General features: G+C 28.4%; 21 protein-coding genes and 1 pseudogene. 5 read left to right on the top strand and 17 right to left on the bottom strand.

Annotated elements, in window-relative coordinates; all coding sequences use genetic code 4:
• Positions 1 to 1,890, bottom strand: a complete 1,890-nt coding sequence (locus MDIS_RS04345; RefSeq protein ID WP_232034220.1) for a ZmpA/ZmpB/ZmpC family metallo-endopeptidase-related protein — start codon at positions 1,888 to 1,890, stop codon at positions 1 to 3.
• Here MDIS_RS04345 and MDIS_RS04340 point away from each other — a divergent pair.
• From MDIS_RS04340 to MDIS_RS04540, 3 genes and pseudogenes are all read left to right on the top strand, one after another.
• On the top strand, positions 1,865 to 2,152 hold the full coding sequence (locus tag MDIS_RS04340; RefSeq protein WP_044635227.1) for a hypothetical protein: 288 nt from the start codon (positions 1,865 to 1,867) through the stop codon (positions 2,150 to 2,152). The genes MDIS_RS04345 and MDIS_RS04340 overlap by 26 nt on opposite strands.
• A gap of 45 nt (positions 2,153 to 2,197) precedes the next feature.
• A complete protein-coding gene (locus MDIS_RS00810; RefSeq protein ID WP_044635134.1) occupies positions 2,198 to 3,484 on the top strand; it encodes an IS3 family transposase in 1,287 nt (428 codons plus the stop codon).
• A gap of 216 nt (positions 3,485 to 3,700) precedes the next feature.
• A pseudogene (locus MDIS_RS04540) lies at positions 3,701 to 3,928 on the top strand (hypothetical protein); the annotation flags it as partial.
• Between the two features lie 263 nt (positions 3,929 to 4,191).
• On the opposite strand, the gene MDIS_RS00805 reads toward MDIS_RS04540, so the two are convergent.
• The 16 genes from MDIS_RS00805 to secDF all read right to left on the bottom strand — a co-directional run bounded on the left by MDIS_RS00805 (position 4,192) and on the right by secDF (position 21,589).
• Positions 4,192 to 4,980, bottom strand: coding sequence for a hypothetical protein (locus tag MDIS_RS00805; protein ID WP_044635226.1), 789 nt, complete (start codon positions 4,978 to 4,980; stop codon positions 4,192 to 4,194).
• Positions 4,981 to 6,396, bottom strand: a complete 1,416-nt coding sequence (locus MDIS_RS00800) for an Eco57I restriction-modification methylase domain-containing protein (protein ID WP_044635225.1) — start codon at positions 6,394 to 6,396, stop codon at positions 4,981 to 4,983. It abuts the gene before it with no gap.
• Between the two features lie 202 nt (positions 6,397 to 6,598).
• Positions 6,599 to 8,563 carry a transketolase-like TK C-terminal-containing protein gene (locus MDIS_RS00795; protein WP_044635224.1) on the bottom strand — a complete coding sequence of 655 codons (1,965 nt, stop codon included), beginning with the start codon at positions 8,561 to 8,563 and terminating at the stop codon, positions 6,599 to 6,601.
• Positions 8,517 to 10,037, bottom strand: a complete 1,521-nt coding sequence (locus tag MDIS_RS00790) for a PTS ascorbate transporter subunit IIC (protein ID WP_044635223.1) — start codon at positions 10,035 to 10,037, stop codon at positions 8,517 to 8,519. Before MDIS_RS00790 ends, MDIS_RS00795 begins: the two co-directional genes overlap by 47 nt.
• 16 nt (positions 10,038 to 10,053) lie before the next feature.
• Positions 10,054 to 10,329 carry a PTS sugar transporter subunit IIB gene (locus tag MDIS_RS00785; RefSeq protein ID WP_044635222.1) on the bottom strand — a complete coding sequence of 92 codons (276 nt, stop codon included), beginning with the start codon at positions 10,327 to 10,329 and terminating at the stop codon, positions 10,054 to 10,056.
• Entirely contained in the window at positions 10,319 to 10,774 is a 456-nt protein-coding gene (locus MDIS_RS00780) for a PTS sugar transporter subunit IIA (protein ID WP_044635221.1), read from the bottom strand. The genes MDIS_RS00785 and MDIS_RS00780 overlap by 11 nt, the downstream gene beginning before the upstream one ends.
• A 4-nt stretch (positions 10,775 to 10,778) precedes the next feature.
• Positions 10,779 to 11,075 carry a hypothetical protein gene (locus MDIS_RS00775; RefSeq protein ID WP_044635220.1) on the bottom strand — a complete coding sequence of 99 codons (297 nt, stop codon included), beginning with the start codon at positions 11,073 to 11,075 and terminating at the stop codon, positions 10,779 to 10,781.
• Positions 11,076 to 11,288, bottom strand: coding sequence for a hypothetical protein (locus tag MDIS_RS04335; protein ID WP_240532173.1), 213 nt, complete (start codon positions 11,286 to 11,288; stop codon positions 11,076 to 11,078). It lies immediately after the preceding gene.
• A gap of 448 nt (positions 11,289 to 11,736) precedes the next feature.
• Entirely contained in the window at positions 11,737 to 12,360 is a 624-nt protein-coding gene (locus MDIS_RS00765; protein WP_044635218.1) for a hypothetical protein, read from the bottom strand.
• Positions 12,347 to 13,000 (bottom strand): beta/alpha barrel domain-containing protein, encoded by a 654-nt coding sequence (locus MDIS_RS00760; protein WP_044635217.1) that lies wholly within the window; start codon positions 12,998 to 13,000, stop codon positions 12,347 to 12,349. Before MDIS_RS00760 ends, MDIS_RS00765 begins: the two co-directional genes overlap by 14 nt.
• 446 nt (positions 13,001 to 13,446) lie before the next feature.
• Positions 13,447 to 14,271 (bottom strand): DNA-formamidopyrimidine glycosylase, encoded by an 825-nt coding sequence (gene mutM, locus MDIS_RS00755; protein WP_044635216.1) that lies wholly within the window; start codon positions 14,269 to 14,271, stop codon positions 13,447 to 13,449.
• The gene (gene rpiB, locus MDIS_RS00750) at positions 14,271 to 14,705 is read right to left on the bottom strand and encodes a ribose 5-phosphate isomerase B (protein ID WP_044635215.1); all 435 of its coding nucleotides are present in this window, start codon (positions 14,703 to 14,705) and stop codon (positions 14,271 to 14,273) included. Before rpiB ends, mutM begins: the two co-directional genes overlap by 1 nt.
• A 388-nt stretch (positions 14,706 to 15,093) precedes the next feature.
• Positions 15,094 to 15,711: a 30S ribosomal protein S4 gene (gene rpsD, locus MDIS_RS00745; RefSeq protein WP_044635214.1), complete on the bottom strand. Its 618-nt coding sequence runs from the start codon at positions 15,709 to 15,711 to the stop codon at positions 15,094 to 15,096.
• A 204-nt stretch (positions 15,712 to 15,915) separates the two neighbouring features.
• Positions 15,916 to 17,625, bottom strand: a complete 1,710-nt coding sequence (gene aspS / locus MDIS_RS00740; RefSeq protein WP_084217521.1) for an aspartate--tRNA ligase — start codon at positions 17,623 to 17,625, stop codon at positions 15,916 to 15,918.
• A complete protein-coding gene (gene hisS, locus MDIS_RS00735) occupies positions 17,618 to 18,904 on the bottom strand; it encodes a histidine--tRNA ligase (RefSeq protein WP_044635212.1) in 1,287 nt (428 codons plus the stop codon). Before hisS ends, aspS begins: the two co-directional genes overlap by 8 nt.
• A 90-nt stretch (positions 18,905 to 18,994) precedes the next feature.
• Entirely contained in the window at positions 18,995 to 21,589 is a 2,595-nt protein-coding gene (gene secDF / locus MDIS_RS00730) for a protein translocase subunit SecDF (RefSeq protein WP_044635211.1), read from the bottom strand.
• Positions 21,590 to 21,763: 174 nt separating this feature from the next.
• Here secDF and glyA point away from each other — a divergent pair, with 174 nt between their 5' ends.
• Both glyA and MDIS_RS00720 read left to right on the top strand, forming a co-directional pair.
• Positions 21,764 to 23,020, top strand: coding sequence for a serine hydroxymethyltransferase (glyA, locus tag MDIS_RS00725; protein ID WP_044635742.1), 1,257 nt, complete (start codon positions 21,764 to 21,766; stop codon positions 23,018 to 23,020).
• A gap of 174 nt (positions 23,021 to 23,194) precedes the next feature.
• Positions 23,195 to 25,066 (top strand): SGNH/GDSL hydrolase family protein, encoded by a 1,872-nt coding sequence (locus MDIS_RS00720; RefSeq protein WP_052506196.1) that lies wholly within the window; start codon positions 23,195 to 23,197, stop codon positions 25,064 to 25,066.
• Positions 25,067 to 25,200: the final 134 nt, after the last annotated feature.

The raw sequence follows: 25,200 nt of genomic DNA, 5'->3' as shown, positions 1-25,200 counted from the left end.
TTAGGCCAATATAAATAGCATTTTTTCTTTTTCTAAATCTTTTTTGTAAATTTCTAGGAATTTATTATCGTTTAGATCAAAAATATCGATATTATTTGCAATTGAAGTGATTATATTTTCAAGATTATTTTTGATTTCCTGTTCGTGATTATCAATAAAAAGTTGTTCTTTTATCGGCACATTTGGAATTACATAAACATTTTGAGTGTCATAAATTTTATTATCAAAGAGATTAGTGTTTTTTAGAATAGTTATTAAATTAGAAAATAATGCGATTTTTTTATCAGATATTAAACTATTTGGATGAACAATAAGTTCAGAATTAGCACTTTCAAAGAAAAAGTCTATGATTCCGTAAGTATTTTCTTTAAAAGTGGTAATTTTAAAGTCTTCAAATTCACCATCGCCAAAATAAATTTTTAATTTATTAATTTTTGACTTTTCGAGTGCAAGATTTTTTATTAAATTCTCACCATTATAAAATTCGTAGCCGATTAACTTTTTTTTAAACAAATTAGAATTTCTGTCTAATTTATGAGCATATTTCATAATTGTATAACGATCATAAAAAGGTAACAATTTTGCAAAATTAGAATATGCTACACTAAAGTTTTCTTGAAATCCGTGTAAATAGGAAAAATTTAAAGTTTTTAACTTATTATTTTTCGTATTTAGTCATTTTCATTTTTTTGCAAATTGATGAAAAGTGTTTTCATCAATTAATTTAAGTCAAGGGAAACTTTCATCACTGAAATTCTCAACAAAGTTTATATTATTCACTTTCTTTTCATAGTCAAATAAATTTTTCTTATTAAAATTACCAAAAATTGGCCGAACTCTAGAAGTTTTAATTTTTGCATAAATATTTTGGACTACACCTGTATCAGGTAAGTCTTTGGTTCCGTTAGTTGTAATAAACCCAATTAGTCCGCCAGAATTTGGGAATTGATCAGTGCCATTATTTAAAATATTCCCTTCAATAACTATGTTTTTTAAAGATGAATCACTTCCTAATTCAGCGACAATTCCACCAAGTTTGTCAGAATTTACTAATTTAGATGTGATATTTACATTAGCATATGAATCTTCAATTGAACTTCTTTTTTGTATTGACCCACTAAGACCGCCTGCAGATTGTAAAGAGTAAATATTTCCTTGAAAACTAGAGTTTTTAATAACTGAATTATCATCCATTGAACCAATGATTCCGCCCACTAATCTCGCTGCTCTTATTTCGCCAGAAAGATGAACGTTATTAATTTTTGAATTTATCGAATTGTTCGCGACAGTTCCGATCACATTTTGGGAATAATTTGTTGATTTTATTTTAATATTTTTAAAATGAAGATTTTGTACTTTTGCGTTATTTAAATTATCAAAAAGTGGTTTTTTTAAATCATAAATAGTAAAATTTTTACCTTGATCACTTTCTAAAGTACCGAAGAAATAAATATTTTCTAAATATGAGTTAGAATTACTGCTTAATTCAAAATTTTCGGCAGAAATATCGTTTGCTAATTTAAAAGTGCCTGATGGATTTTTTCTAATTTCAGTAATTAATTGCTGAAATGATGTAATTAATCCTGATACATTTTTTGTTTTAGGAATATAAATATCAAAAGTGGAACTTACTGTCCCATCGTTTAGAATATTTATAAAATTATCGTTAAATTCACCAACAAATTTATAATAATCTCCTTCATCTTTTACAGTTTTTACATTCAATCATACGTTTTTTAGTAAATCTTCTGAATGTAATTTAATTTTGTAATTTTTGACTTCAGAGTCTAGGCGATCAATTGAAAATAATTTTGTGTATTTATTTTGATTAGTTAAATGATATAAATTTGCGGTAGTTATATTCTTGAATTCAACTTTAGTTCCGCTTATTTTTGAAAAAGTGCTATCATTTTCAGCCTGTTTATTTTCTAAAAATGTTTTATCATCGAAAATAGTTGCACTATTAATTGGTGATTTTTCTTCAGTTTGACTTTGATTATTTTGACTTTGACTTTGGTCGTTTTTTTGCCTTTTATCATTAGAGTTAGACTTGGAATTATCGAGAATTGGTTGTTCAACGGTTTTTTCACCACAAGAAGAAATAATAAATAACGGTGTTAAAAGTAAAAAAGTGACACTATTTATAGCCTAAATTAGTAGAAAAAAATGAGACACACCAAGAGAGGTGTGTTTTTTTATGAAACAAAATAAATTTTCAATTAATGAAAAAATCAAATATATCAAAATCGCTGAATCGCAAGGATTCAAAAGTGCGACTATACATTTTGCAAACGAGTTTCGTGAAATTTATAAAAATAAATCAGTTAATAAAAAATCGCAAAAAGAGGGTTTTTTACAGACATATGCGAATAATTTAATTCGAAACTGACAAAAAAAGTATTATAATTATGGTATGAACGGATTAATTAGCACACGTGGTAAAAATAAATCACCACGTAAGTCAAAAAAACAATACACAATTAACGATCTTTCGGAAAATGACCGCGGAATTTATCAAGAAATAATGGAAAACGTCCTTAGAAGATACGGGATTGATCCTGCAATTGTAATGGACGAACTTAAAAAGCGAAAACAAGAAGCAGAAAAAGATAAGGATCAAATCGAAAATTCAACAAGACTTTGCAGCGTTTTAAAAGTTAATCGCACATCGATTTATCGCAAAATAAAGGTGAAAAAATCACCAAAAGAAATGGTATACAGTAAAGAATTACTTGATTGAATTCTTGAAAGTTTTAATTTTAACAGAAAAGTAAAAGGTCGAGATAATTTGTATAATGTATACAAAAATCAAGGAAATAATATAAGCACATATGTTTTTCAAAAACACTATGAACATTTAGGGATAAAATCGATTGCTTACAAAAAACAAGGTAAAAATGCGCCAAAAGAAGCTAAATTTTCGCGGATTTGAGCCGAAGATCATATCAAAGGACAATTTGAATCTAAAAATTTTGGTGAAAAATGATTTGCTGATATTAAATTTATAAGAATTGGCGATGATTTTTATTTTTTGCATTCAATAATTGAAACAAAATCTAATTATTTGCTAAATTTTTCAATTTCCAAGACTAGATTTTCAGAAGAAACAATAAAATTAGTAAAAGAAACAATCAAAAAACACAAAATTACACCTAAATTTTTCCATTCAGATCATGGAGTTGAATATGCTAACCACCGATTTGCTCAATTTTTAAAAGAAAACAACATTCAACAATCAATGTCGCCAAAAGGAAACGCGCTTGCAAACCGCCCGATTGAATACTTTTATGCTATTTTACAAAGAGAATACTTGAATGTTGAGGGTAAAATTTTTGAAAACCTTGAAGATGCCCATCAAAAAATCAGCTCATTTGTTAAATGATACAATAAAACTAGAGTGCAAAGTTGCCTTTCATATTTGAGTCCAAATTCTCATTTTGAACAATTTGGTGCTCAAAAAAATTTTCACAATTTTGGAGAATAAAAAATAATAAAAATTTGTTTTAAAAATAATTAAAAATAATGATGTGTCTCATTTTCCTATACTAACTTAACACTATTTATAGCCTTTTTTTTTTTTTTTTTGGTTATTTGCAAATTTATAAAAATTTAAAGACATAAATCAACTCCAATTATATTTTTTGAACCATCTTATAATGAATTATAGTAAAAAAAAGTAAGATAAAAGATCTGGAAATAGGAAAATACAAAAACAAAAAGCCGAATTCAAAGTGTAAATTACTTTTAAAAATAACTCTTAATGCTCCAAAACGCATCCGAAAAATGACAAAGGCAGGTAAGAAATTCACACATAATTAAAAAACAATTAGAAAATATTTTCCTTAATTGATCAAATAATGTAAAATTATATACATTAGAAGTTATGTTTAAAAATGTTGTAAATTTCAAAACACAAAATTATAAATAGATCCTTAATTTCTAAAAGTTTAAATCAAAAAAATGTGGAATTTATCGACTAAACAAATAGAAAAAATTGAGAAATAACATAGAAAGTGTGTCTCAATTTTTTTCTTTTTTTCATTTTATGAATTAGTTTTTTGCACGTTTTATTTTCTCGAAAGGCTCTGAATTAACATTTAAACCCCATTTTCCCTTTTATAAATTCTTAAAAAATTACAACTCTAGAGTGGGAAGCTAACTTAATAAGTGACAGAAAATTTAATCACTATTTTAATTTTTAATATTACCTTTTATTAAATAACTAATTCGTTCGATAAAATCATCGTAATCATTTATTATTACTGAATTTTTAATTTCATTCTTTATCGGTTCTAGAACATTAGAATATTCAAGTGGTTCTAAACAATTATCCAAATGAAAATTACTGATTGTTTGGTAGTCTTCAAAATTAAAAATTTGTTCTATGTCATTATGTTCGGAATTATTTTTTAGGTTTATACAGGAAAAATTGACAACAACTATTAAAATTTTATCTGGTATATGCCTAAAACTTATTTGATCATCGGCAGAAAGTTTGGCATATTTAGAAAAATTTTTGTAACTTATTTTTTCTCACTTTCTGCTTATCTTGTTTTTAGAAAAGTAGGGAATTTGTTCAAAAATAATTAAGATTTGGAAATATAATTTCCCTTTTTCACTGCGAATATTTGCAGTTTCACCAAGCATATTTTCAAAATAGTTAATTGAATTTTGTAAATAATTTTGAACAACAAACTTGATACCAATTCCAGCAATTGCCTGATTTTTATATTCAATTCCAATGTCTACTTTTTTATCATAATAACGTCCGACAATTTTAATTTCTTTTTCAAATTTACCTTCCTTACTTACGCCTAGCGAATATACTTTAAAATTTTCTCCTAATTCTTTTGAAATTGAATTAGCAACAAAACTGTGAATAATTCTTATTTTTTCATTTGATCTTGAAGAACCTTTGTGAAGATAAACTTTAAAACTTTCCTTAATTTTTTCTAAAAATTCGGTATTAAATTTTTTCATTTATTCTCCAAACTGAAAGTCTAAATATTTTTTAACATCTTTTGTTGAAAAAGTATAATATCCACCATTTTTATACTTACCTAACAATTTTACATAATTAAAAAAAGTTTCATCTTGAAATTTTTTAGCAATTAAATCATAGTCAATTTTTTCACTTACAAGATAAAAACCACTATAAATACAAGTGTTTTTTGAAATTTTACTAATTTTTAATGGCTTATTTTCCTTAATTAAAGAGTTAATAACAAGTCTATCTTTGTTTGTATCGCAGATTGCCTGTCGACGTCCAAAACCATATCAGAAATTTTTATTTGAATGATCAAAACTGCGATTTTGAAGCTTTTCCTTAAAAAAATTGAGATGTTCAAAAATTTTGTTTTCCTTTTCTAATTCGGATTGGGAAATAATTTGAAAATTTTCAGTATTATATGGGAAAATAATTTTTGCTCATTTTCCATTTGATGCTTTTAAAACAGGCAAAATATATTTAGAATCTAGATCAAATTGGCCAATGAAAACTGAATCGGCAAGTGTTGCAAGTCCATTTTTAATTGTTATATCGCTTTTTTTCTTATTTTCAATAATGTTTTTTAGAAATTTTAGTTGTTCTGAAGTTGAAAAATAGAAACTATTATTTAGGTAAAATTGGTCATATTTTAACTTGGAAACTAGGAAAATACTGTTAGATTTTTTGTCAAAATTATAATAATTAATAGTTTCATTCAAAATTGACTTATCTAGCGTGAAAATTGTTGTATAAGTTGTTGCGTTAAAAAACTGATTATGCATAAGATCAATAACAGATTTTATGAGTTTGTTTTTATATAAGAATTTACGAAGGATTGCTCCAGCTTTCGAGGTAAAAAAAGAAGATGGGCTAATATAGGTTAAAACACCTTGATTATTTAGCATTTTAATACCAATTTCATAAAAAGCGATGTAAATATCGGTCATTCCTGTGCTTGTAAAGTTGGAATTTTTTAGTAAATTTGCACTATTTTTCAAGTTATGAATGCGGATATAAGGCGGATTTCCTATCACAAAATCCATTTTTTGGTCAAATTTATTTGTCTCAAAGGCATTTTTAACTTTAAAATCTCAATTAACATTATAAAGTTTATATTGGCTAGCAACTTGATTTGCTCGAAAAAGTGCCTGTTTTATGTGTTCTTTTTCAATGTCGATGCCATGAATATAATTCTCAAGATGCTCTTTAAGGATCTCCAAATTGGAATTTTCAGCTAAAAATGCTTTACAATAGCGTTTAATAATTTTTATTAAAAATTGGCCATCACCGCAACTGTTATCGATTACGTGTTTTTTGAGTATATTTTTAGTATAACCAGCCTGATCAAGAATAAGATCAACGAGAAAATCAGGGGTAAAAATTTGTCCATTTAATTTTGCTTGATTCATTTTTAGACCATAGGATAAACATAAAATTTTTGATTAAAATTCAAAAACCCTATAAATTTATAGCATCTTTTTGTGTTTAGATCAAAATGAAAGCCTAATTTTTAGAGTTTTTGTCCTTATTAATTAGTATTCTAATATTTTAATTTAAAAAATAAAAAACTAGTTGAAAATTTTCAACTAGTTTTTTTAAATAAAGTTAATTTTAGTTAATTTCCAGGAATTTTAAAACCTTTTTAAGCAAAAAATCAACATTAAAACCTTTTAATCCATAGACGATATCACCAGGAGCTGAATGACCAAATCCATTTGCAAAATGTCCATCAAATTTTTGGTATTTTGCTAGTTTAAATCATAATGGATCATTTGAGGCTTCAAGTGCAAAAATTGGTAGTTTCTTAAGTTCTAATTTTTCAAAAAGTTCTTTATTTTCAAGTAAGTTTTGTAAAATTGGCGCTGAAATTACATTAGCAAAAATATCTAATTCCGATAATTTTTTAGCCAATTTCATTGCTAATTCAACTTCAGATCCTGATGCAATTAAATTGATTCGAGCTTTTTCAGATTTTTCTAGATAATATGCAGCTTCAATTTTTTCAAGATTTTTATTAAAAGATTTTAGCGATTGTCGAGTTGTAATGATTGCAATTGGTTGATTTTTTGAATTAAAAGCAAAATTAAAAGCAAAAACTGTTTCAAATTCATCGCAAGGTCGGATTACTAAAAAATTTGGAATTGATCGCAACATCGCTAATTGTTCAACAGGTTGATGTGTTGGTCCATCGCCTCCAACTTGATATGAATCATGGGAAAAAATGTAAATTGGAGACAAATTCATCAAAGCGCTAAGTCGTAAGGCTGGCTTTGTATAGTCGCTAAATGCTAAAAAAGTCGATGAAATTACGCGAAAATTCCCATAAAGTAAGATTCCGTTATTAATTCCAGCCATTGCAAACTCACGGATACCATAATTTAATAGTTTTTCGCCACTAAATTGGGTTTTAGTTGCAACTCCAAGATCGGCTGATCCGCCTAAAAGTAGCAAATCACTTTTATCAATTTTTTCAATAATTTCCTTGACATAATCACGGATTGCCTGATTGTTTTTGCTAAAACTAATATTTTTAAAATCAAAAACTTCTTTATTTTTAAAGAAGTTTTCCAATTTTTGACCAAGAAGCGGATATTTTTTCTTATATAGGTCAAAAGTATTTTCTCAGTTTAGATATTTCTGATTTTTAGAATTTAATAACTCAGATGCTAATTGATAGACTTTTGGTTCATATTCAAAAGGATTTTTGTGTTCTAATCCCAAATTAGCTTTAAATTCATAGCTTTTTTTAGGATCGAGGCTGCCGTGATGCCCTTTAGTTGAATTTGCAAATTCGGTTTTAAAAGCAATGATGGTTGGAATTTGAATGTAGGTAGGTTTATCATTTTTTCTTGCTACTTCTAAGGCAGAATTGATAGTTTCAACTTTATTATCTTTTAAAATGATAGTTTCAAACTTGAGTGAACGAAAAAAGCTTTCAAAATCGACATTATTTACTGTTGTAGCAGTTGTATCAATTTGGATGTTGTTAAAATCGTGAACTAAAATTAACTTTGAAAGTTGATTAGTTCCTGCAAAAGCAAGCGCTTCAAAACTGATTCCCTCTTGTAAATCGCCATCCCCGCATAAAACATAATTAAAATGATCAATAATTTTAAAATTTTCTCTATTAAATTTTTCAGCAAGCCTTTTTTCTGCTAGCGCCATTCCAACACCCATCGCAATTCCTTGACCAAGCGGTCCAGTTGATGCATCGATAAATTCAAGTTTGTCAATTTCTGGATGTGAAGGTGTTCTAGAATTAAGTTGTTTATGCTGTTTAATTTCATCAAGGGAAATTAAACCCATTAAATGATAAAGTGCATAAAGCCCCATTGAACCATGTCCTGCTGATAAAACAAAGCGATCACGGTTAATTCACTTCGGATTTAACGGACTAAAATTTATATTCTCACCGATTAAACTATAAAAAATTTCTGTTGCCCCAAGCGCCATTCCGATATGTCCAGCGCCAGAATTGTTAATTCCATCAAGAGCAACTGCGCGCATTGTTGCTAAAAAAAGCTTTTGATTAGGTAGTTTTTGCTTGTTTTTCATGATGTTTTTTGATAATTCCATCGATAATAAAAATCAGATAAACTAAAATACTAAAACTTAAAACTACATATTTTCCTGCTTTTGGAATAAGTCCAAGAATTCCAGGAATATAACCAATGAAATAGTCAGTATCTCCTCAATTAAGACTAATTAGCGATTGTTTTGTGCTTCCCCCAGCGGTAATTAAATTTCCAAGCGAGTTTGTCGCAAGTGGGGTTCAATTTCCAAGTGCAAAAAAGACGGGGATGAATGTGATAATTAATCCGCCGACAAAAGGTCCAATAATTGCACCCCAAATTCCACCTTTTACGTTACCAAAAACACCAGAAGTTGCTCCTAAAAAGAAATGTGGGACTAGTCCTGGAAGAATTATTGCGGGAATTAAGGCGGAATAACCAAGTCCAAGTGTGATAAAAAGTCCAATTATTCCCGCTAAAAAAGAGGAAATAAATCCAATAATTATTGCATTTGGGGCATAAGGGAAAACAACTGGACAATCGACAGCAACTTTGGCATTTTTAATCAATTTATCCGAAAAACCTTTAAACATCGGCACTAATTCGCCGACAAATAATCTAACACCAGCAAGAATAATTTCAACTCCTGCAGTAAAAGTAAAAGCTGAAATAACCATCGTCACAATTCAGTTTTTCGATGCTAAAATATTGATGACATTCGCATCAGCAACTTTATCGAATTTTCCTAATTCATAAAGAATTCCTGCTGGTAAAAAAGTAAAAATGTAAAAAAGAAAAACTGTTAGTGAAATTGAAACTAAAGTGTTTCTAAAAAAATAAAGTGATTGGGGAAATTTAATTTCTTCTGTCGAAAGCAAAGTTTTTTTGGAAATTTTGGCGATTGTTTCACCAATTAGTCCAGAAAGCGCATAACCAAATCCGCCTGTATGTCCAAGGGCAATTTCGTTTGTTCCAGTAATTTGCTTCATATATCTTTGTTGAACGGCAGGTGAAATTATCATATAAAGCGCTAAAATGCTTGCTCCCGCGATTAGCGCCATTGCAAAATCTCCTGAATTATTTTGGAAATCAAATCCAGAAGTATACATAACAGCGGCTAACATTAAGGAAGAATAATAAAGAACATGACCTGAAAGATAGACATATTTTAGTCTTGAAAAAGCCGCAAGAATAATGTTTAAAAGCATCGCAATGACCATAATTAGCGATCCTAATGTTGCAATACTTGGCAAACTTTGAGCTAAAGCGCCAGCAAAAGCATCGTTATTCGGAATAACACCGCTTAAATTATAAACTCTTTGAAAAAGTGGTTGAAAGGAGTTTAGTGAACTAACCAAAACTCCCGCACCACCACCTAAAATGATGAAACCAACACTAACCTTAAAAGAACTAACAATAATTTGTGAAACTTTTTTACGCATTGCAACAGCGCCAATTAGTGTAAAAAGTCCAACAAGTAGAGCTGGTGTACCGACGAAATCTTTTAAAAAACCTAAAAGTCAAAGACCGAAATTCATCGATTATCCTTTCAAATTAGTTAATTTTTAAAACTTGTTTTAATTTAGTCTCAAGTTCATCTTTTGATAAAATGTTAGTTAAAATTACCATTTTATCTTTGTCAAAATCTAAACTTGGGGCAACATCAGCGCCGATAACAACTAAATCAACTTCACGAGAATTAAAACTGGAAATATTAGTATGCTCAACTGAGTCATAATTTACTTTTAGTTTATCAAGTACAAATTTGACATTCATTTCTAATAACAAGGATGAACCTAATCCTGAACCACAGACGCACTTAATTTTCATTTTTTATACCTCGATATTTATTAATGATTTCATAAAATTTTTTAATTGATCTAGAAGCATAAATTTCTTTTTTGAAATCAGAATTACCAAAAAAAACACCAAATTCTTGGATTAGAGCAATATGATCGCTAGAATTTGGCGCACTCAAAGTAATAATAATTTTTGCTTTTTTATCATTTTGGTTGTTAAAAACAATCATTTTATCTAAAATTAAAATCGAAGTTCCAACTTCTAGACAATAATCACCAACTGGTGCATGCAAAAGTGCAACACCTTCTTCAAGCACATAATAAGCGCCGAATTTTGCAGTTTGTTCCATGATTGCTTTTTCAAGATCATAAGTTGCTTTTTTATTTTCAACCAAGATCCTTACGCCCTCATGAACTGCTTCAGTTCAGTTTTCAATTTTGGAAAATTTAGTCATTTTTTCATTAAAAAGTTGCATTTTTCTACCCCCGATTAATAAAAGCGATTGTCAAAAACAAAATAAAGGCAAGCAAAAGAACGCTAATAAAGGCAAAAAAGATAATTCATCCAGCTTTTGTTGATGTTTTTGTTTTGATTTCTTTTGGTTTTGGCATCGATTTCATATAAAAAAATTTATTTGGATTATGTTTTAAAGCCATTTTTTCATTTTTGGACTTTTCCAATAATTTTTCCAGTTCAATTTCACTTTTGTTTTCAAGTTCGCTAATTTCAAAATCATATAACTCAACAAGTTGTTTTTTTAATTCTTTTTCTTTCATTTATTGCCCCAAAGTATTAAATTTGTTAGCGAAATTTTGTAGCAAAAATGGGTAAAACAAAAAATACTTTTTCAAAAAGGCTAATTTTTTATATTTAAAATACGAGTTAACAAATTTAAATTCTTCTTTTTCTAATTTTGCTAGTAAAATTTCTCTTGATTTTTTATATGATTGTGAATAAACTTTTCGATTTAAAAGAAAATCGAGCAACATTATAAAAACAGTTAAAATTAGAAAACACAAACTCACTATTAAAAAATTTAAAAACGCAAATAAAAAACCTAAATGAAAACTTATAAAAAAACTAGAAAAAAGAAACATATCAATTTGTGATGATTTTCTGTTTTTTAGGAGATAAAAATTACGAAAATAAAGCAAATTAACCGTGCCATAAATATGGTTTTCTAAATAAAAATTAGGAATTTTGATTACTTTTTTACTCATTCAAATGGGTTTTAGAAAAAAATCCTTAATTAGTAAAATTGTGAATTTTTCTTGATATTTTCTAATAAAATCGTGCTTTATCGTTTCAAGATCCAGTTTGATTGAAATTTTTAATTTAGAATATTTAATTTTTAAATTAACTCTGTAGATAAAAAAAATAAAAAGTTGAATAAGACAAAAAATAATTCAAGCAATTAAAATATACCAAAACGAATTTTTAAGCATCTTTTCCCTTATTAAACTTGTTAATTGAGCTAAAATAATCAATTATTTTTTTGGGAATGTAAATTTTTTGATTGTTTTCCCTTAATTTTTTTATAATCTCGTTTTGAGTTCAAATTTCAAAATTAGTTCTATTCTCAATTTGGCTAAAATCAATTCGATCATCGACTAAAATAACAACTTTTGAATTAGAAAATTTCTTATCTAAAAATTTAAAAAGTGATTCAAATTGGACTTTGGAAAAATAATTTTGCTTTAAAATCCTACCTTTTTTTAAAAAAATAATATTTTCATCAATTACTATTTTATCAACACCGGCTTGATAATTAATAATATTAGAAATAAAAAAAAGGTTGGATTCATTTACAATAACACCAGGTAAAACTGAATAATTTAGTTTTGAAAACCGATTTTTTAAGAGTAAATTTGTCATAACTTTTACATCAGCAGAGGCGTTTATAATTTCAAGTGCATCAACTGTTAATTTTTCTGTTGAAATTAGTTTTTGTTCAGATGTTTTTTCTGGCTTTCTTTCAAATAATCTTTTTAAAATGAAAAAAATTAGAATAAGAAGCAACAACCCAATTGTTGAATACAAAAAAATATTAATTAAGGGCATTTTTTTGATTTCCTCAAAGTTTAGAAAATTCAGAAAAGTTTGCATATGCAAAAATTATGCTGCCACCGATTGCAATATCAACTTTTCATTTTTCAAATTCATTCCAGTTTTCCTTACGCAACCCACCGTCAGTATAAATTTTAATTTTTTTATTTATTGAGTGAATTTGACTGATTTTTGAAAAAAGTTGCTGATTTAATGGCTCGCCAACCCCGCCAATTTTATTTATTGTCATTAACAAAACAACGTTTGAACGAGAAATTATTTCGCTAAAGTCTTTAATTTTTTGTTCTGCTTGAATCATCAAACCAAAATTTATATTTGAATAAAGCTGATTTAACTTTTCAAAATCAGCTTTTGAAATTTGCTCAGCAGGTAAAAAAATTGTTTTAAAACCTATTTCAACTAATTTCCCAACTTTTTCAAGTGAATTTTTACACATCAAGTGCGCATCGAATTCAATATTAAGAAATAATTTTATTAAATAATCCGCAATTTGATAATTTGCTCCAAAATTCGGTGCATAAATTTGATCAACAAAATCAATGTGACAATATTTTAAGCCGTTAGCGTGCAATTTTGTCAAAATTTTAATTACCTTAAAAATGTTAAGAGCGCAAATGCTTTGTGAGTATTCCATTTTCAAACTCCGTTTGCACCATTTTTTACCTGTTAATTGAATTTTACTTTTTTTTTTTTTTTTAGAAGCACTTTTAAAAATTTTTTCATTTTAATCATAAAAAATTAAAATTTATTTATTTTTTATAAAAACAATATTAAAACAACCCTTTTTCATTTTGAAAAATCAAATTTAACTTTTTTGAATAGTAAAAAAGTTAAACAACTTTCATATTTTTTTGAATAACAAAAAATATAAAATTACTATTTTGGTATTTTTTTACCAAAATCACATATAAAAATGTTTGGTTTTTATCTAATAAACACCAAAAACAAATCTATATAACGATTTAATATGAATTAAAAAGCGACATTTAAAAAATGTCGCTTTTTAATTTCTGTATTAACTTTAGTTTATTTTTTAAAAAATAAAGCAATTTTGGGAAAAAACCACTTTAAATCAGCAATTTAATTATTTTGGTTTTGACAAACAGGGCAATAATAAGTTCCCCTTCCAGCAACAACTGTTTTTAAAATTTTAGTTTTACAATTAAAACAAGGAAAATCCTTTTTTGTGTGTACCTTTAAAAAATTTTGAAATTCACCCTTTTTTGCGTTCAAAGATGTGTAAGAACTTATGCTAGAACCACCTAGTTCGATTGATTTTTGTAAAATTTTTTTACTATATTCAATAATTAAAGATGCCTGATCTTTGGTGATTAAACTTGCTTTTGTTCCAGGAAAAATTTTTACAGCAAAACAAACTTCATCAGCGTAAATGTTGCCTAGTCCACTAATTATTTTTTGATCTAGCAAAATTGCTTTGATTGAGCGAGTTGATTTTTTGATTTTTTGGTAAAAATCATCGATATTAATGGAAAAAGGTTCAGGGGCTAAATCGATTAGCGGTTTAGTTTTAAACAAATTTTCGCGATCGCGAATCATAAATGTTCCAAATTTACGGCTGTCATTGTAATTTAGAACAGTTTTATCGGAAAAAACAAAGGAAATATAGTCATATTTCTTCCATTGTGCGAATTTGTATGTAAAATATTTTCCATTCATTCGCAAATGGGAAAGCAAAACTTTTTGATTATCAAGAAAAATTAATATATGCTTGGCTCGGTTTTGGATGTCGATGATGGTCGAATTTATTAGTGCTTCACGAAATTGAGAAAAACTCATTTCCTTTATAAAATTAGAATCACGAGCTAAAACATCAGCAATTTTTTTGCCAATTATTTTACTTTTTAAAGCATTTACGACGGTTACAACTTCTGGCAATTCTGGCATTATTTATCAAGTTCGTCGATTCTTTCTTGGTGACGCCCACCCTCGTATTCGGTTTCTAAAAACTTATTAATAAAAGAAATTGATTCATCTTTTGAATTAAAGCGAGCTGAAAGCGCAAGAGCATTTGCATTATTGTGTAATTTTGCGAGATAAGCATCGTTTTCGCTTGTAACTCTTGCTGCGCGGATGTTTTTAAAGCGATTTAACGCATAAGACATTCCAAGCCCAGTTCCGCATATTCCTATTCCAATTTGATCTTGATTTTCAAGTAAAAAATTTGCTAATTTTTTACCATAAACAGCATATGAAACTGATTCTTGACTATTTGGTCCGAGATCAACAACTTCAAAACCACGGTTTTTTAAATAACTAATAATTTCTTGTTTTCTTTCGAAACCAGCATGGTCTGATGCGATTGCAAATTTTTTAGCCATTTTTTCTCCTAAAACTAACCATAAATTATAGCATTTTTTGTTAAAAAATAACATTTTACCACGATTTTATGTTATTTTAACCTTGGCGAATAATTTTTGCTATTATTTCTAGCAATAAATAAAAGGGGTAAATAATCACACTAGCTTAAAAAAGTGGCGGAATTAAAACATTTATTACTGAAAATTTACTAAAAAAAAAAAAATCATTGTGCACCAAATAAGAAAGAACTAATTCTTTTTTTATCTTAAAACAGAGATTTTTAACTTTTTAAAGTATTTTTTTAATTATATTATATAGTGTAATAAATATTTTATTATATTAAAAAAGCCAAAAAATTAAGAATTTTTGGCTTTTTTGAAAATTTTTGTACTGAAATTGGCAAATTAATTATTTACTATAAAACTCAACGATTAAGGATTCTTTAATTTCTTGATTCAATTCAGAACGTTCAGGTAGCCGATTGAAGACAACTTTGAAATTATTTTTATCAACTTCAAGTCAAGGTGCGGGAGTTTTTGTTTCAAGAGCAGTCAAAATTTGCTGATTTTTACGTATTTTTCCTTCTTTTCGAGTTGTGAGTTCGAAAGTATCACCTTGTTTTAATTGAAATGAAGGGATATTTACTTTTTTGTTGTTAACCAAAAAATGACCGTGGTTTACTAATTGGCGTGCTTGGCGGCGAGTTTCGGCAAAACCGGCACGGTAAACTGAATTATCAAGACGTGATTCTAGTGCTTGTAAAAATAAAGTTCCAGCAATTCCAGTTTTTTTAACTGCTTTTCGGTAAGTATTACGAAACTGTTTTTCAGTAAGTCCGTACATAAAACGAACTTTTTGTTTTTCACGAAGGTGAACTCCATAGTCAGAAAGTTTTGCCCGTCTTTGACCGTGTATTCCTGGAGCGTATCTTCTTTGTTTACCTTTGGCAAATTCTTTTCCAGTTTCGAGAATAGAAAAACCAAGACGACGTGATTTTTTGAAAACAGAACCTGTATAACGTGACATTTTTCTCCTTTTAACTTTGAATTTGCATTTTTAGACTAAAAAGAGAAAACTAGATAACCTTTAAATTAATTCAAAATCTAATGCTTTCATTCACAGCTAATTACTCGCAAATCTTTGCAAATTTTGAATTTTTTCTAAAATTATCTAATGCTGTTAATTTAAAAATGCTTTTAAATTTTACCACATTAGCTTAATTTTTCCAAATTAATTTTCGTTTTTTTCAACCATTTGCAAATCGAATTCCGAAAGGATTTTAGGACTAATTTCTGTTGGCGAATCAAGTAATAAATCCAAACCTTTAGAATTGACAGGAAAAGCAATTACATCACGAATTGATTCAGTGTTTTTTAGAATCATTATTAAACGGTCAAGTCCAAAAGCAAAGCCGCCATGAGGGGGAACTCCGTAATTAAAAGCGCGCAAAAGCGCACCAAATTCAAGGTTAATTTGCTCTTGCTTTAATCCTAGAATTTGAAAGATTTTGCTTTGTAATTCTGAGTTGTGGATTCTAATCGAACCTGATCCTAGTTCAAAACCGTTAAGAACTAAGTCATAAGCTTGTGCTTGTGTTTTTAGAGGTTCATTGTCTAAAAAATGTTTGCTTTCATCTGTTGGTGCGGTGAAAGGATGATGTGCTGATGTAAGCTTTGATTCAGCGTCTAATTCAAAAAGTGGCCAGTTAATAATTCAGGCAAACCTAAATTCATTCGTGTTAATTAAATTGTATTTGGTTGCTAGTAAAGTTCTGAGTGCTCCAAGTGCTTGTGAACAATTTTGGTATTCATCGGAAATTAGAAAAAGCGTTCCGTTTTGGTAATTATTTTCTAAAAGTCAGTTTTCAATTTTGCTTTTCATTAAAGGATTTTGTTCTACTTTAAAAGATGAATAGGAAATTTTACTATCAAAAATGTGTGTATATAAAAGTTTATTCGCTTTGTTTTGTTGAATTTTTTCAACAAAAATTCGGTAATCAGCTTTTGTAATTAGGACTTTTTCAAGGAAAATTCCACGAGTTTTCCCTTGGAAAAGTGGGCTAGAATTATCTAGGAAATCTAAATCAAATAGTTTGTTTGCAAAACGAAGATCAGGTTTGTCAGTTCCGTATTGTTTAATTACTTCTCAATAGTCAAGTTTTGGGAAATCAATAGTTAAATCAGGGAAGGTTTTTGCTCATAAATTTCTTATTAAATTTTCGATTTGTTGCGAAATTAGATCAAAATTGCCAAAACCAAATTCTAGGTCAAGTTGTGAAAATTCGAATTGTCGATCTCTTCGTAAATCTTCATCACGGAAAACACGTGCAAATTGAAAGTATTTTTCAAAACCTGAAACCATTAAAAGTTGCTTATAAATTTGTGGTGATTGTGGCAAGGCAAAAAATTTCCCTTTTTGACGAGTTGGCACTAAAAATGACCTTGCACCTTCTGGGGTTGACTTTGACAAAATTGGTGTTTCAATTTCAATGAAATTATTTTCATATAAAAAGCAACGGATGTGGTGGAAAATTTTGTAGCGAAAAATTAAATTTTCTTTCATCGTTTCGCGTCGCAAATCCAAATAGCGAAACTGAAGTCTTAAATCTTCGTTTACAAAAAGTTCGTTATTAATTTCAAAAGGAATTTGCTGGGCAAAAGAAATAGTTTCTAAATTTTTAACTATTATTTCAAGATCGCCGTTATGGATTTTGTGATTTGGACTTATTCGTAAAGCAAGAATACCTTGAACTTTAACAACAGATTCTTTGGAAAACTTGTCTGTTTTTGAATTTTCATCGATGACAACTTGAAAAATTCCGTAATAGTCGCGGATTACAACAAAAGTTTTACCTTTAATTTTCCTAATATTTTGCACTCAACCTTGGATTGAAACAGTTTTACCGATTTCTGATTTTGATAAAGTTCTGGAATTATACATTTTTTTCTCCATTTATGATTTTTTTTAGATCTTCAAAGTCAATTTTTGTAAGTAAAATTTCGCTGTTTTTTCCAGTTTGCAAATTTTTAAGGGAAATATAATTTTCATTTTGGTTTTTTTCGAAGAAAAAAGCAAATTTAGCAGTTGATTTTTTTGCCTTTTGAAAACCTTTGTTAATTGAAAGTGGAACTTTATTTAGATCAACTTTGAAATTTTCTTTTCGCAATAAGTTCGCTAGTTCAAAATTCTTAAGGATTTCGCTGTGATTAAACCCTATTAAAAAAAAGTCAAGATTTTTTGTAATTAATCTTGAATTGGACTTGATAATTTCGATTAAGCGCTCAATTCCGAAAGCCATACCGATGCTTTTAAAATTATCAAGACCAAATTTTAAAGGAAGATTGTTATAACAACCACCACCGACAAGAGTTAATTTTGCTCCTAAAGTTTTTGAAATATCAATAAATTCAAAGACAAAATCATCATAATAATCAAGTCCGCGTACCAAATTGTAGTCGATTGTATAGGGAATTTTAAATTTGTCAAGGGTTGAAATTATTAAATAAAATTTATTTTGATCTTCATCTGATCAAAAAGTGTTTATTTTAGGCGCTAATTTAACAAAGTCTTTTTCTGATTCGATTTTGTCATCAAGAATTCGTAACGGATTGTTTTTAATTCTAGACCTAGAAATTACTTCAAGTTTGTCAGTAAATTTTTGGAAATATTCACTTAAATTTTTTGTATATTTTGCTCTTGTTTCCGAATTAGAAAGAAAATTGATTTTGAGTTCGTAGTTATTTATCCCAAGATTTTTAAGAATTTCCCTAATTAGAATGATAATTTCAAGAATTTGAAATTCAAGTGAGTTGTTTTTATAATTGATAATTTCAAAACCTGCTTGGTAAAATTGGCGAAAACGGCCTTTTTGTGGATTTTCATAACGAAACATCGGACCAAAATAGAAAAGTTTTTTTTCATTTTGGTGTAATTTATGCTGCGAAACGGCACGCATAATTGGCGCTGTTCCCTCTGGTCTTAATGCTAATTGGCGGTTAGATTTGTCGTTGAATTTGTATAATTCTTTTGTAACAATGTCGGAAATTTCGTTAGTTGTTTGAAAAATAGTAGCATATTCGAAAATTGGCGTTTCAATATAAGAAAAATTAAATTTTTCGGCTAATTCAAAAAAAACTTTGCGAACATTAAGGAAAATTCTGCCGTTTTCTTCAAAAAGATCATAAGTTCCTTTTGGGCATAAGTTCAATTTTCTTTCCATTTTTTCCCTTATTTTAAATTGACACTAAAAAATAAAATATTAAAAAATCACCATTTTTATGATGTTTTTCGGTAAAAATGGTGATTTAGATTATTTTTCATAATCGTTAATATTTGCAAAAGTTTGCTCATAAATTTTTTGCACATTTCAATATTTGCTATTAATTCTTTTTTCTTTTTTACGATTACGATATCATTCAAGTTTAACTCAAATTCGTGTTGCAATAAATAAAGAAGAATAAGTTCCGATTATAATTCCGATTAGCATTGTCAAACTAAAAATAATATCGATTGATTGATAGAAAATCATTAAAACTGCGATTGTTAAAATTGTTGTTAATGACGTATAAACAGATCTTTTTGCTGTTTCTTTAATTGCGCTTGTTGAAATTTCTTTAATTTTATCAAGTTTATAAATGTCGCTATGGTTAATTTCGTTAAATCTTGCTTTTACCCGATCAAAAACAACAATTGTATCATTTACGGTATAACCAATTAAAGTGAGAATTGCCACGACTAAATTTTGTGATATCTGGATTCGGGTGATAATGATTGCACAAATAACCATCAAAACATTGAAAAGAAGTGAAAAAATAATTGCAAGCGAAAAAGTTCATTTAAAGCGTATTAATGTAAAAATAGTTACAAAAATAAGGGCAATTCCAACAGAAAGAATCGCGTTGAAAATTAATTTCTGTGCTTCTTCGTTGGAAATTGAATAATTTGTCATTCGAATATTTGAAAAATTATTTTGTATTGTTGAATTTAGTGAAGCAAGTTTTGCTGATAAATCTAGTTTTGTTTTAACTTCAATGTTAAAAATAGTTCCATTTTCATTTAAAGGATTTAGTAAAATTGTTGAATTTGATTTATTTATATCTTGTGAGTTTAAGAAACCTATGATTTTTTCAGCTTTTTCTTTTGTAATTAAATCATAACTTGAATTCGAACTTTCGATTAGCAAGTTAGTCCCGCCACTAAAATCGATTGCTAAATTAAATCCAGCCCCAACTGATTTGTAAATTCCCGCAAAAATTGCAAAAACAATTATCGAACCTAAAAATAAAACAAGCGGCAGTCATCTTGAGTATTTATAAATTTTTTCATAGTCGATTCGCGAATAAATAGAATTGTAACCACGTTCGTATTTTTTTAAATAGTAATTTTTAATACCTAAGAGTCAAAGTTTTTTATTATTTTGAAAGAAATTAGTTTTTAAGACAAAGTTTGTAAAAAATTTTGTAAAACCAATCGTGACAATTAATGTGAAAATGATAGAAAAAATAAGTGTAATTGAAAAACTTTTAACGTTTTTTGTTCCAAAGAAGAACAAAACAAGCGCAGCAATTAAAGTTGTAATATTCGAGTCTAAAATCGCGTTAAAGGAAGAACGATTAGCTTGATAATTTGCTTTCATGACGCTGCTTCCGTTATAAATTCGCGACTTGAATAGCTCAAAACTAATGACGTTTGCATCAATGTTCATCCCAATTCCAACAACAAGAGCTGAAATCGTGATTGGCGAATATTCTCCACGAACGATTGTAAAAAAAAGAAGCGTTAAAAACACATATAATGCAAGTGAAATTGTAGCCAGCGCACCCAAAAGTCCGTAATTTACGATTAAGAATAAAGAAATTATCGCAATTGCAAGGCCAATTGCGACTCATCCAGCGATAAATGCTGAATCTGATTTTGTTTTACTAACAAAAGATGCTGATAGAAAATCTAATTTATAATCAGCGGTTCCGTAATTAATATCAAGTGCTAATTGTTTTGCTTCTTGTGGACTAAATCTTCCTGTAATCACGAATGATTTTCCGTTTAGCGCTTGGGTGACGGTAGCATCAGAAATTAAATACCTTTTAGCATCAAATTGAAATTTTTTAAGTTCAGGTCGCAAAATTTTATTTCCTGGCAAAAATTGAGGAGTAGTTCTTTCACCAACATGAACAAAATTGTAAATATTTTCATTAGCTTTTGCTCATTCTTTTGGAAATTTTTCCTTTGCCATCTTTTTTAGTTCGGCAATATTTGACCAAATTAAAATTCGGTTTCTACCGCGACCTAATTTTGAAATATATTCAGTTGCTTTTGATCACTCAAGTTGCGCTTTGTTATCTTTTAATTCAATTAATACTTGATTACTTGCAGGATTTTGCGGATTCGGTTGCGAAACTGCAGAACCTGGGGCAAAAGGAACAACTCAATTTGTCTCATCGCCATTTTTTAAAGTGAGATTTTTATCAAATTTTCCGTCGAAAAAAAGCGGATTTGTATTTGTGTCAGTAATAGTTAAAACTGGTTTGTTAACAATTTCTTGAATAAAATTTTCTAATTCACGGTTGTTTGAAATTTTATTTCGTGAAATTCTAATTCTACCTTCACCTTCGGTAAAAACACTTGTTCCGTTTAGGTTAGCGCCACCAGTTAAACGTTGAAAAATCGCTGCATCAGCTTCGTTTACAACTTTTGCTGACGGAATTTTTCCGTCTAAAGTTTTAACTTGAACTAAAACTTCAGCGCCACCACCGTATTCAATTGAACGGTTAATATTTCTAGAAATATAATAATTTGAAACTAAAAAAATACCACTTCCAAGAAGCGAAAAAGTCAAAAAAGCAAGAAAAAAACGTTTTCAACTATTGAGCGAAAACAACTTTGCAAAAAAAGTACGAAATTTCATGCCTTCCCTTTCTAGAATTTTTAATTATACCATAATTTAATAAATAAGAAAATTTTTTGCTCTGGCTTTAAATTAGTTTCTGATTACAAAAGGGCGATAATGCTGCTAATTTGGTTCGCTAAAATTTATTTTTCTTTCTTTTTTAGTTTTTTAGTGTATAATTATTTATCTAAAATGTATAGAAGAGTCAAACTGAATGATAAAGAAATTACCAATTTAATCAATTTAGAATCTAAAAGACAAAATCAGCAAATCGAACTAATCGCAAGTGAAAATTATGCTTCTCAAGACGTTCTAATTGCGAATGGCACAAGTCCAAATAATAAATATGGAGAAGGATATCCAGGAAAACGTTATTATGGCGGATGTCAATTTATTGATCAAATTGAGCAAATTGCAATTGAGAGAGCGAAAAAACTTTTTGGTACTAAGTTTGCAAATGTGCAACCTTATTCAGGATCAAGCGCAAATGCCGCTGTTTTTGGTGCGCTTTTAAAACCAGGTGATAAAATTCTTGGACTTGATTTAAAATCGGGCGGACATTTAACTCACGGTTATAAAGTTAATTTTTCAGGCATGTTTTATTCAGGGCTTAGTTATTCTTTAAACGAAAACGAACTTCTTGATTATGATGAAATTGAAAAAATAGCTATAAAAACAAAGCCTAATTTAATTATTTGCGGTTATTCAGCTTATTCAGGCACGATTGATTTTGCCCGTTTTCGTGAAATTGCTGATAAAGTTGGTGCTTTTTTACTTGCCGATATTGCCCATATTGCTGGTCTGATCGCCGCAAAAGTTCATTCTTCACCAGTCGGATTTGCCCATATAATAACAGCGACAACGCAAAAAACTTTGCGGGGTCCAAGAGGCGGGCTGATTTTAACAGATGATGAAGAAATTGCTGCCAAAATTGATAAAGTGGTTTTTCCTGGGCTTCAAGGAGGTCCGCTTTTTAATACAATTGCTGCCAAAGCTGTTGCTTTTAATGAAGCTTTACAACCTTGATTTGTTGAATATTCTGCACAAATTGTAAAAAATGCCAAGCATTTTGCTAATGAATTTGCAAAAAAAGGTGTTAGAATTATATCAAACGGAACAGAAAACCACCTTTTTGTTATTGATGTTTTTAGTTCCTATAATTTAAACGGTAAACAGGCGCAAATTTTATTAGAATCAGTTAATATTATTACAAATAAAAACACAATCCCTAACGATTCACTCAGCCCTTTCGTGACATCAGGACTTCGTTTTGGCACTCCAGCAATGACTTCGCGCGGATTTAAGGAAAACGAATTTAGCCAAATAGTAGAAATAATTGATTTTGTGCTTAAAAAAAAGGAATTAACTTCTTTAGAAATTAAGGAAATTAAAGCAAAAGTGGGAAAATTAGCACAAGATTTTCCAATTAAAAGAAGTTATTGAATTTAGAAAGTTTAGAGAATTAACTTATTTTCACAGTTTTTTCCTTTTTATAATATAAAAAATGAAATAATTAAATAAAATCTGGCAGTTTTCTAGTTTTTGATCGGTATTTGCCCTTGTTTTTTGCAGTAAATTTGGTATAATTAATATATTTTGTATCGAAATATGAAAGGAAAGAACATGAAGTTTAAATCAAAAAAACGCATTTTTTGAAAAAAGTTTTTTGAAACAACTTCGTTAGGACTTGCGCCTTTTATAACATTTTCAGCGTTTGTTGCTGCTGGTTGTTCAGTTCAAGAAAATTTCTCACTACTTTCAAAAGTTAATTATTTGGCAATTGGTGATTCGGTTACTTCAGGATTTAACCAGGATACATACCAAGATTTCCAAGGTAAAATGGATCAAAATGGCAATGTAAGTGGTCAATCATATCCAGCCTTTTTTGCATATTATTTGCAAAAACTTAAAAAAGATTCACTAGTTTCCTTTGATAATTTGGCTTTTTCTGGAACAACAGTAAAAAATTGACTTCATTTAATAAATCCACAAAAATACCCAGATGGAAAAATTTCTGATAACAGTTTGGCTTCAGGGTATTCGACTAATGAAACTTTAAGTGATGTTGAGAAAGTTTTTGGTAAATTTGATAAATCATCCTATCCAGAATTTATTGAAAAAATTAAAAAAGCTAATTTTTTAACAATGACTCTTGGTGCAAACGATATATTTTTCGTTGCTGCTAAACTTGCTTCTTTTGTTTTGCCAGGTCAAAATTCTGATGCTATCGAAAGACTTAAAAAATTAGTTCCTGATGTTGATACAACAGATAAAAAATCAGTAGAAAAAACTAAGCAAAATTCCACAACTAATAATCAAAAAGATCAAGAGAATTCTGACTCTTCCAAGTCAACTGATGATTCGTCATCAACTAAAGAAAATAAACCTAATTCTGGCATTTTAGGACTTTTAGGTGGTGATTTCTCTCAATTACTTAAAGGTTTCCTTACACCAAGCGAACCGAAAAAAAAGGAAGAGTTTAAAAAACTTATATCTGTCTATCTAAAAAGAGAAGTTGATAAAGTTTTTAAAGAACTAGAAAAAAATCTTAGCAACTTAATTAATGAATTAAAAAGTATAAATAGAAATTTACGAATAAACTTAATTGGTTATAATATTCCAAATTCAGTTTTAACCAAAATTTTAAAAAATCTTTTGCACAATGAATTTGGAGTTGAAGTTGAATATTTTAACGAAGTTATTCAAAGAATAAATTCAGTAATTCGCGAAGTTGCGATTAAAAATTCAGTTAATTACGTTGATGTTTACGATAAAAATGTTTGAAAAGTTGGTGATAACAAATATTCGGCAACAAAATTTGATTTTCACCCAAACATAAAAGGGTATAAAAAAATTGCGCATCAACTTCTTTTAAAATTAGCTTTGGTACAAGATTCTGAAAAACAAGATGCAACTGTTTCAGATTTTGGTAAAAAAACTCAATTCGATGATATTACTAATGACAAAAAAACCTATTCAAGAGTCATTGATATAGATCAATTTGCAAAAACTAATCAGGAATTTATTGATAAATTAAACGACAACAAGGAAACATCTGCTTCTATTGATGAGGAAACAGAATTTGAGAAAAACCAAAACAAAAATGTCGAACCTTATCAAAGAACAGTTGATAAATTTTTACTTAACATTTTTGCTTCAAAAATTTTAGGTCAAATAAATGTTAAGCAATTATTAGGTAATTCATCTTTTAGTGCTTTTGTCAACGTTGAAAAAATTGATAAATTATTCAAAACTATTGCTTCTAGCACAACCGAAGAAGGTTTAAAATTAGCAAAAGAAGAATTAAAACCTTATTTAAATAATCCTAATGAAGACATTTTAAAAGTACTTCTAGATGGAATTGCAGAACTTCTTCAAGAACTTTCTGAGCCTGGTAAAGAAAAAGAAATTACATTTGATAATATGTTTGCAAAAATAATTGCAAAAATATTCCCGCATATTAAAATATCCGCGTTTCTAGGTTTTGGCGGTTAACGTTAATTCTAAATTGAGATCAAATTTTTGCTTTTTATTGTGAAAATGATTTAAAAAACGATAGTTTTTAAAACTATCGTTTTTATAAAGATGTCATAAAAACTAACTTAAGAAAAACCCAAATTAGTTAAAAT

The organism is Mesomycoplasma dispar, assembly GCF_000941075.1.
GTDB classification, from domain to species: domain Bacteria; phylum Bacillota_I; class Bacilli_A; order Mycoplasmatales; family Metamycoplasmataceae; genus Mesomycoplasma; species Mesomycoplasma dispar.
Note: the sequence above shows the minus strand (reverse complement) of the source record. Positions and strands in the feature narration are given on the sequence as shown.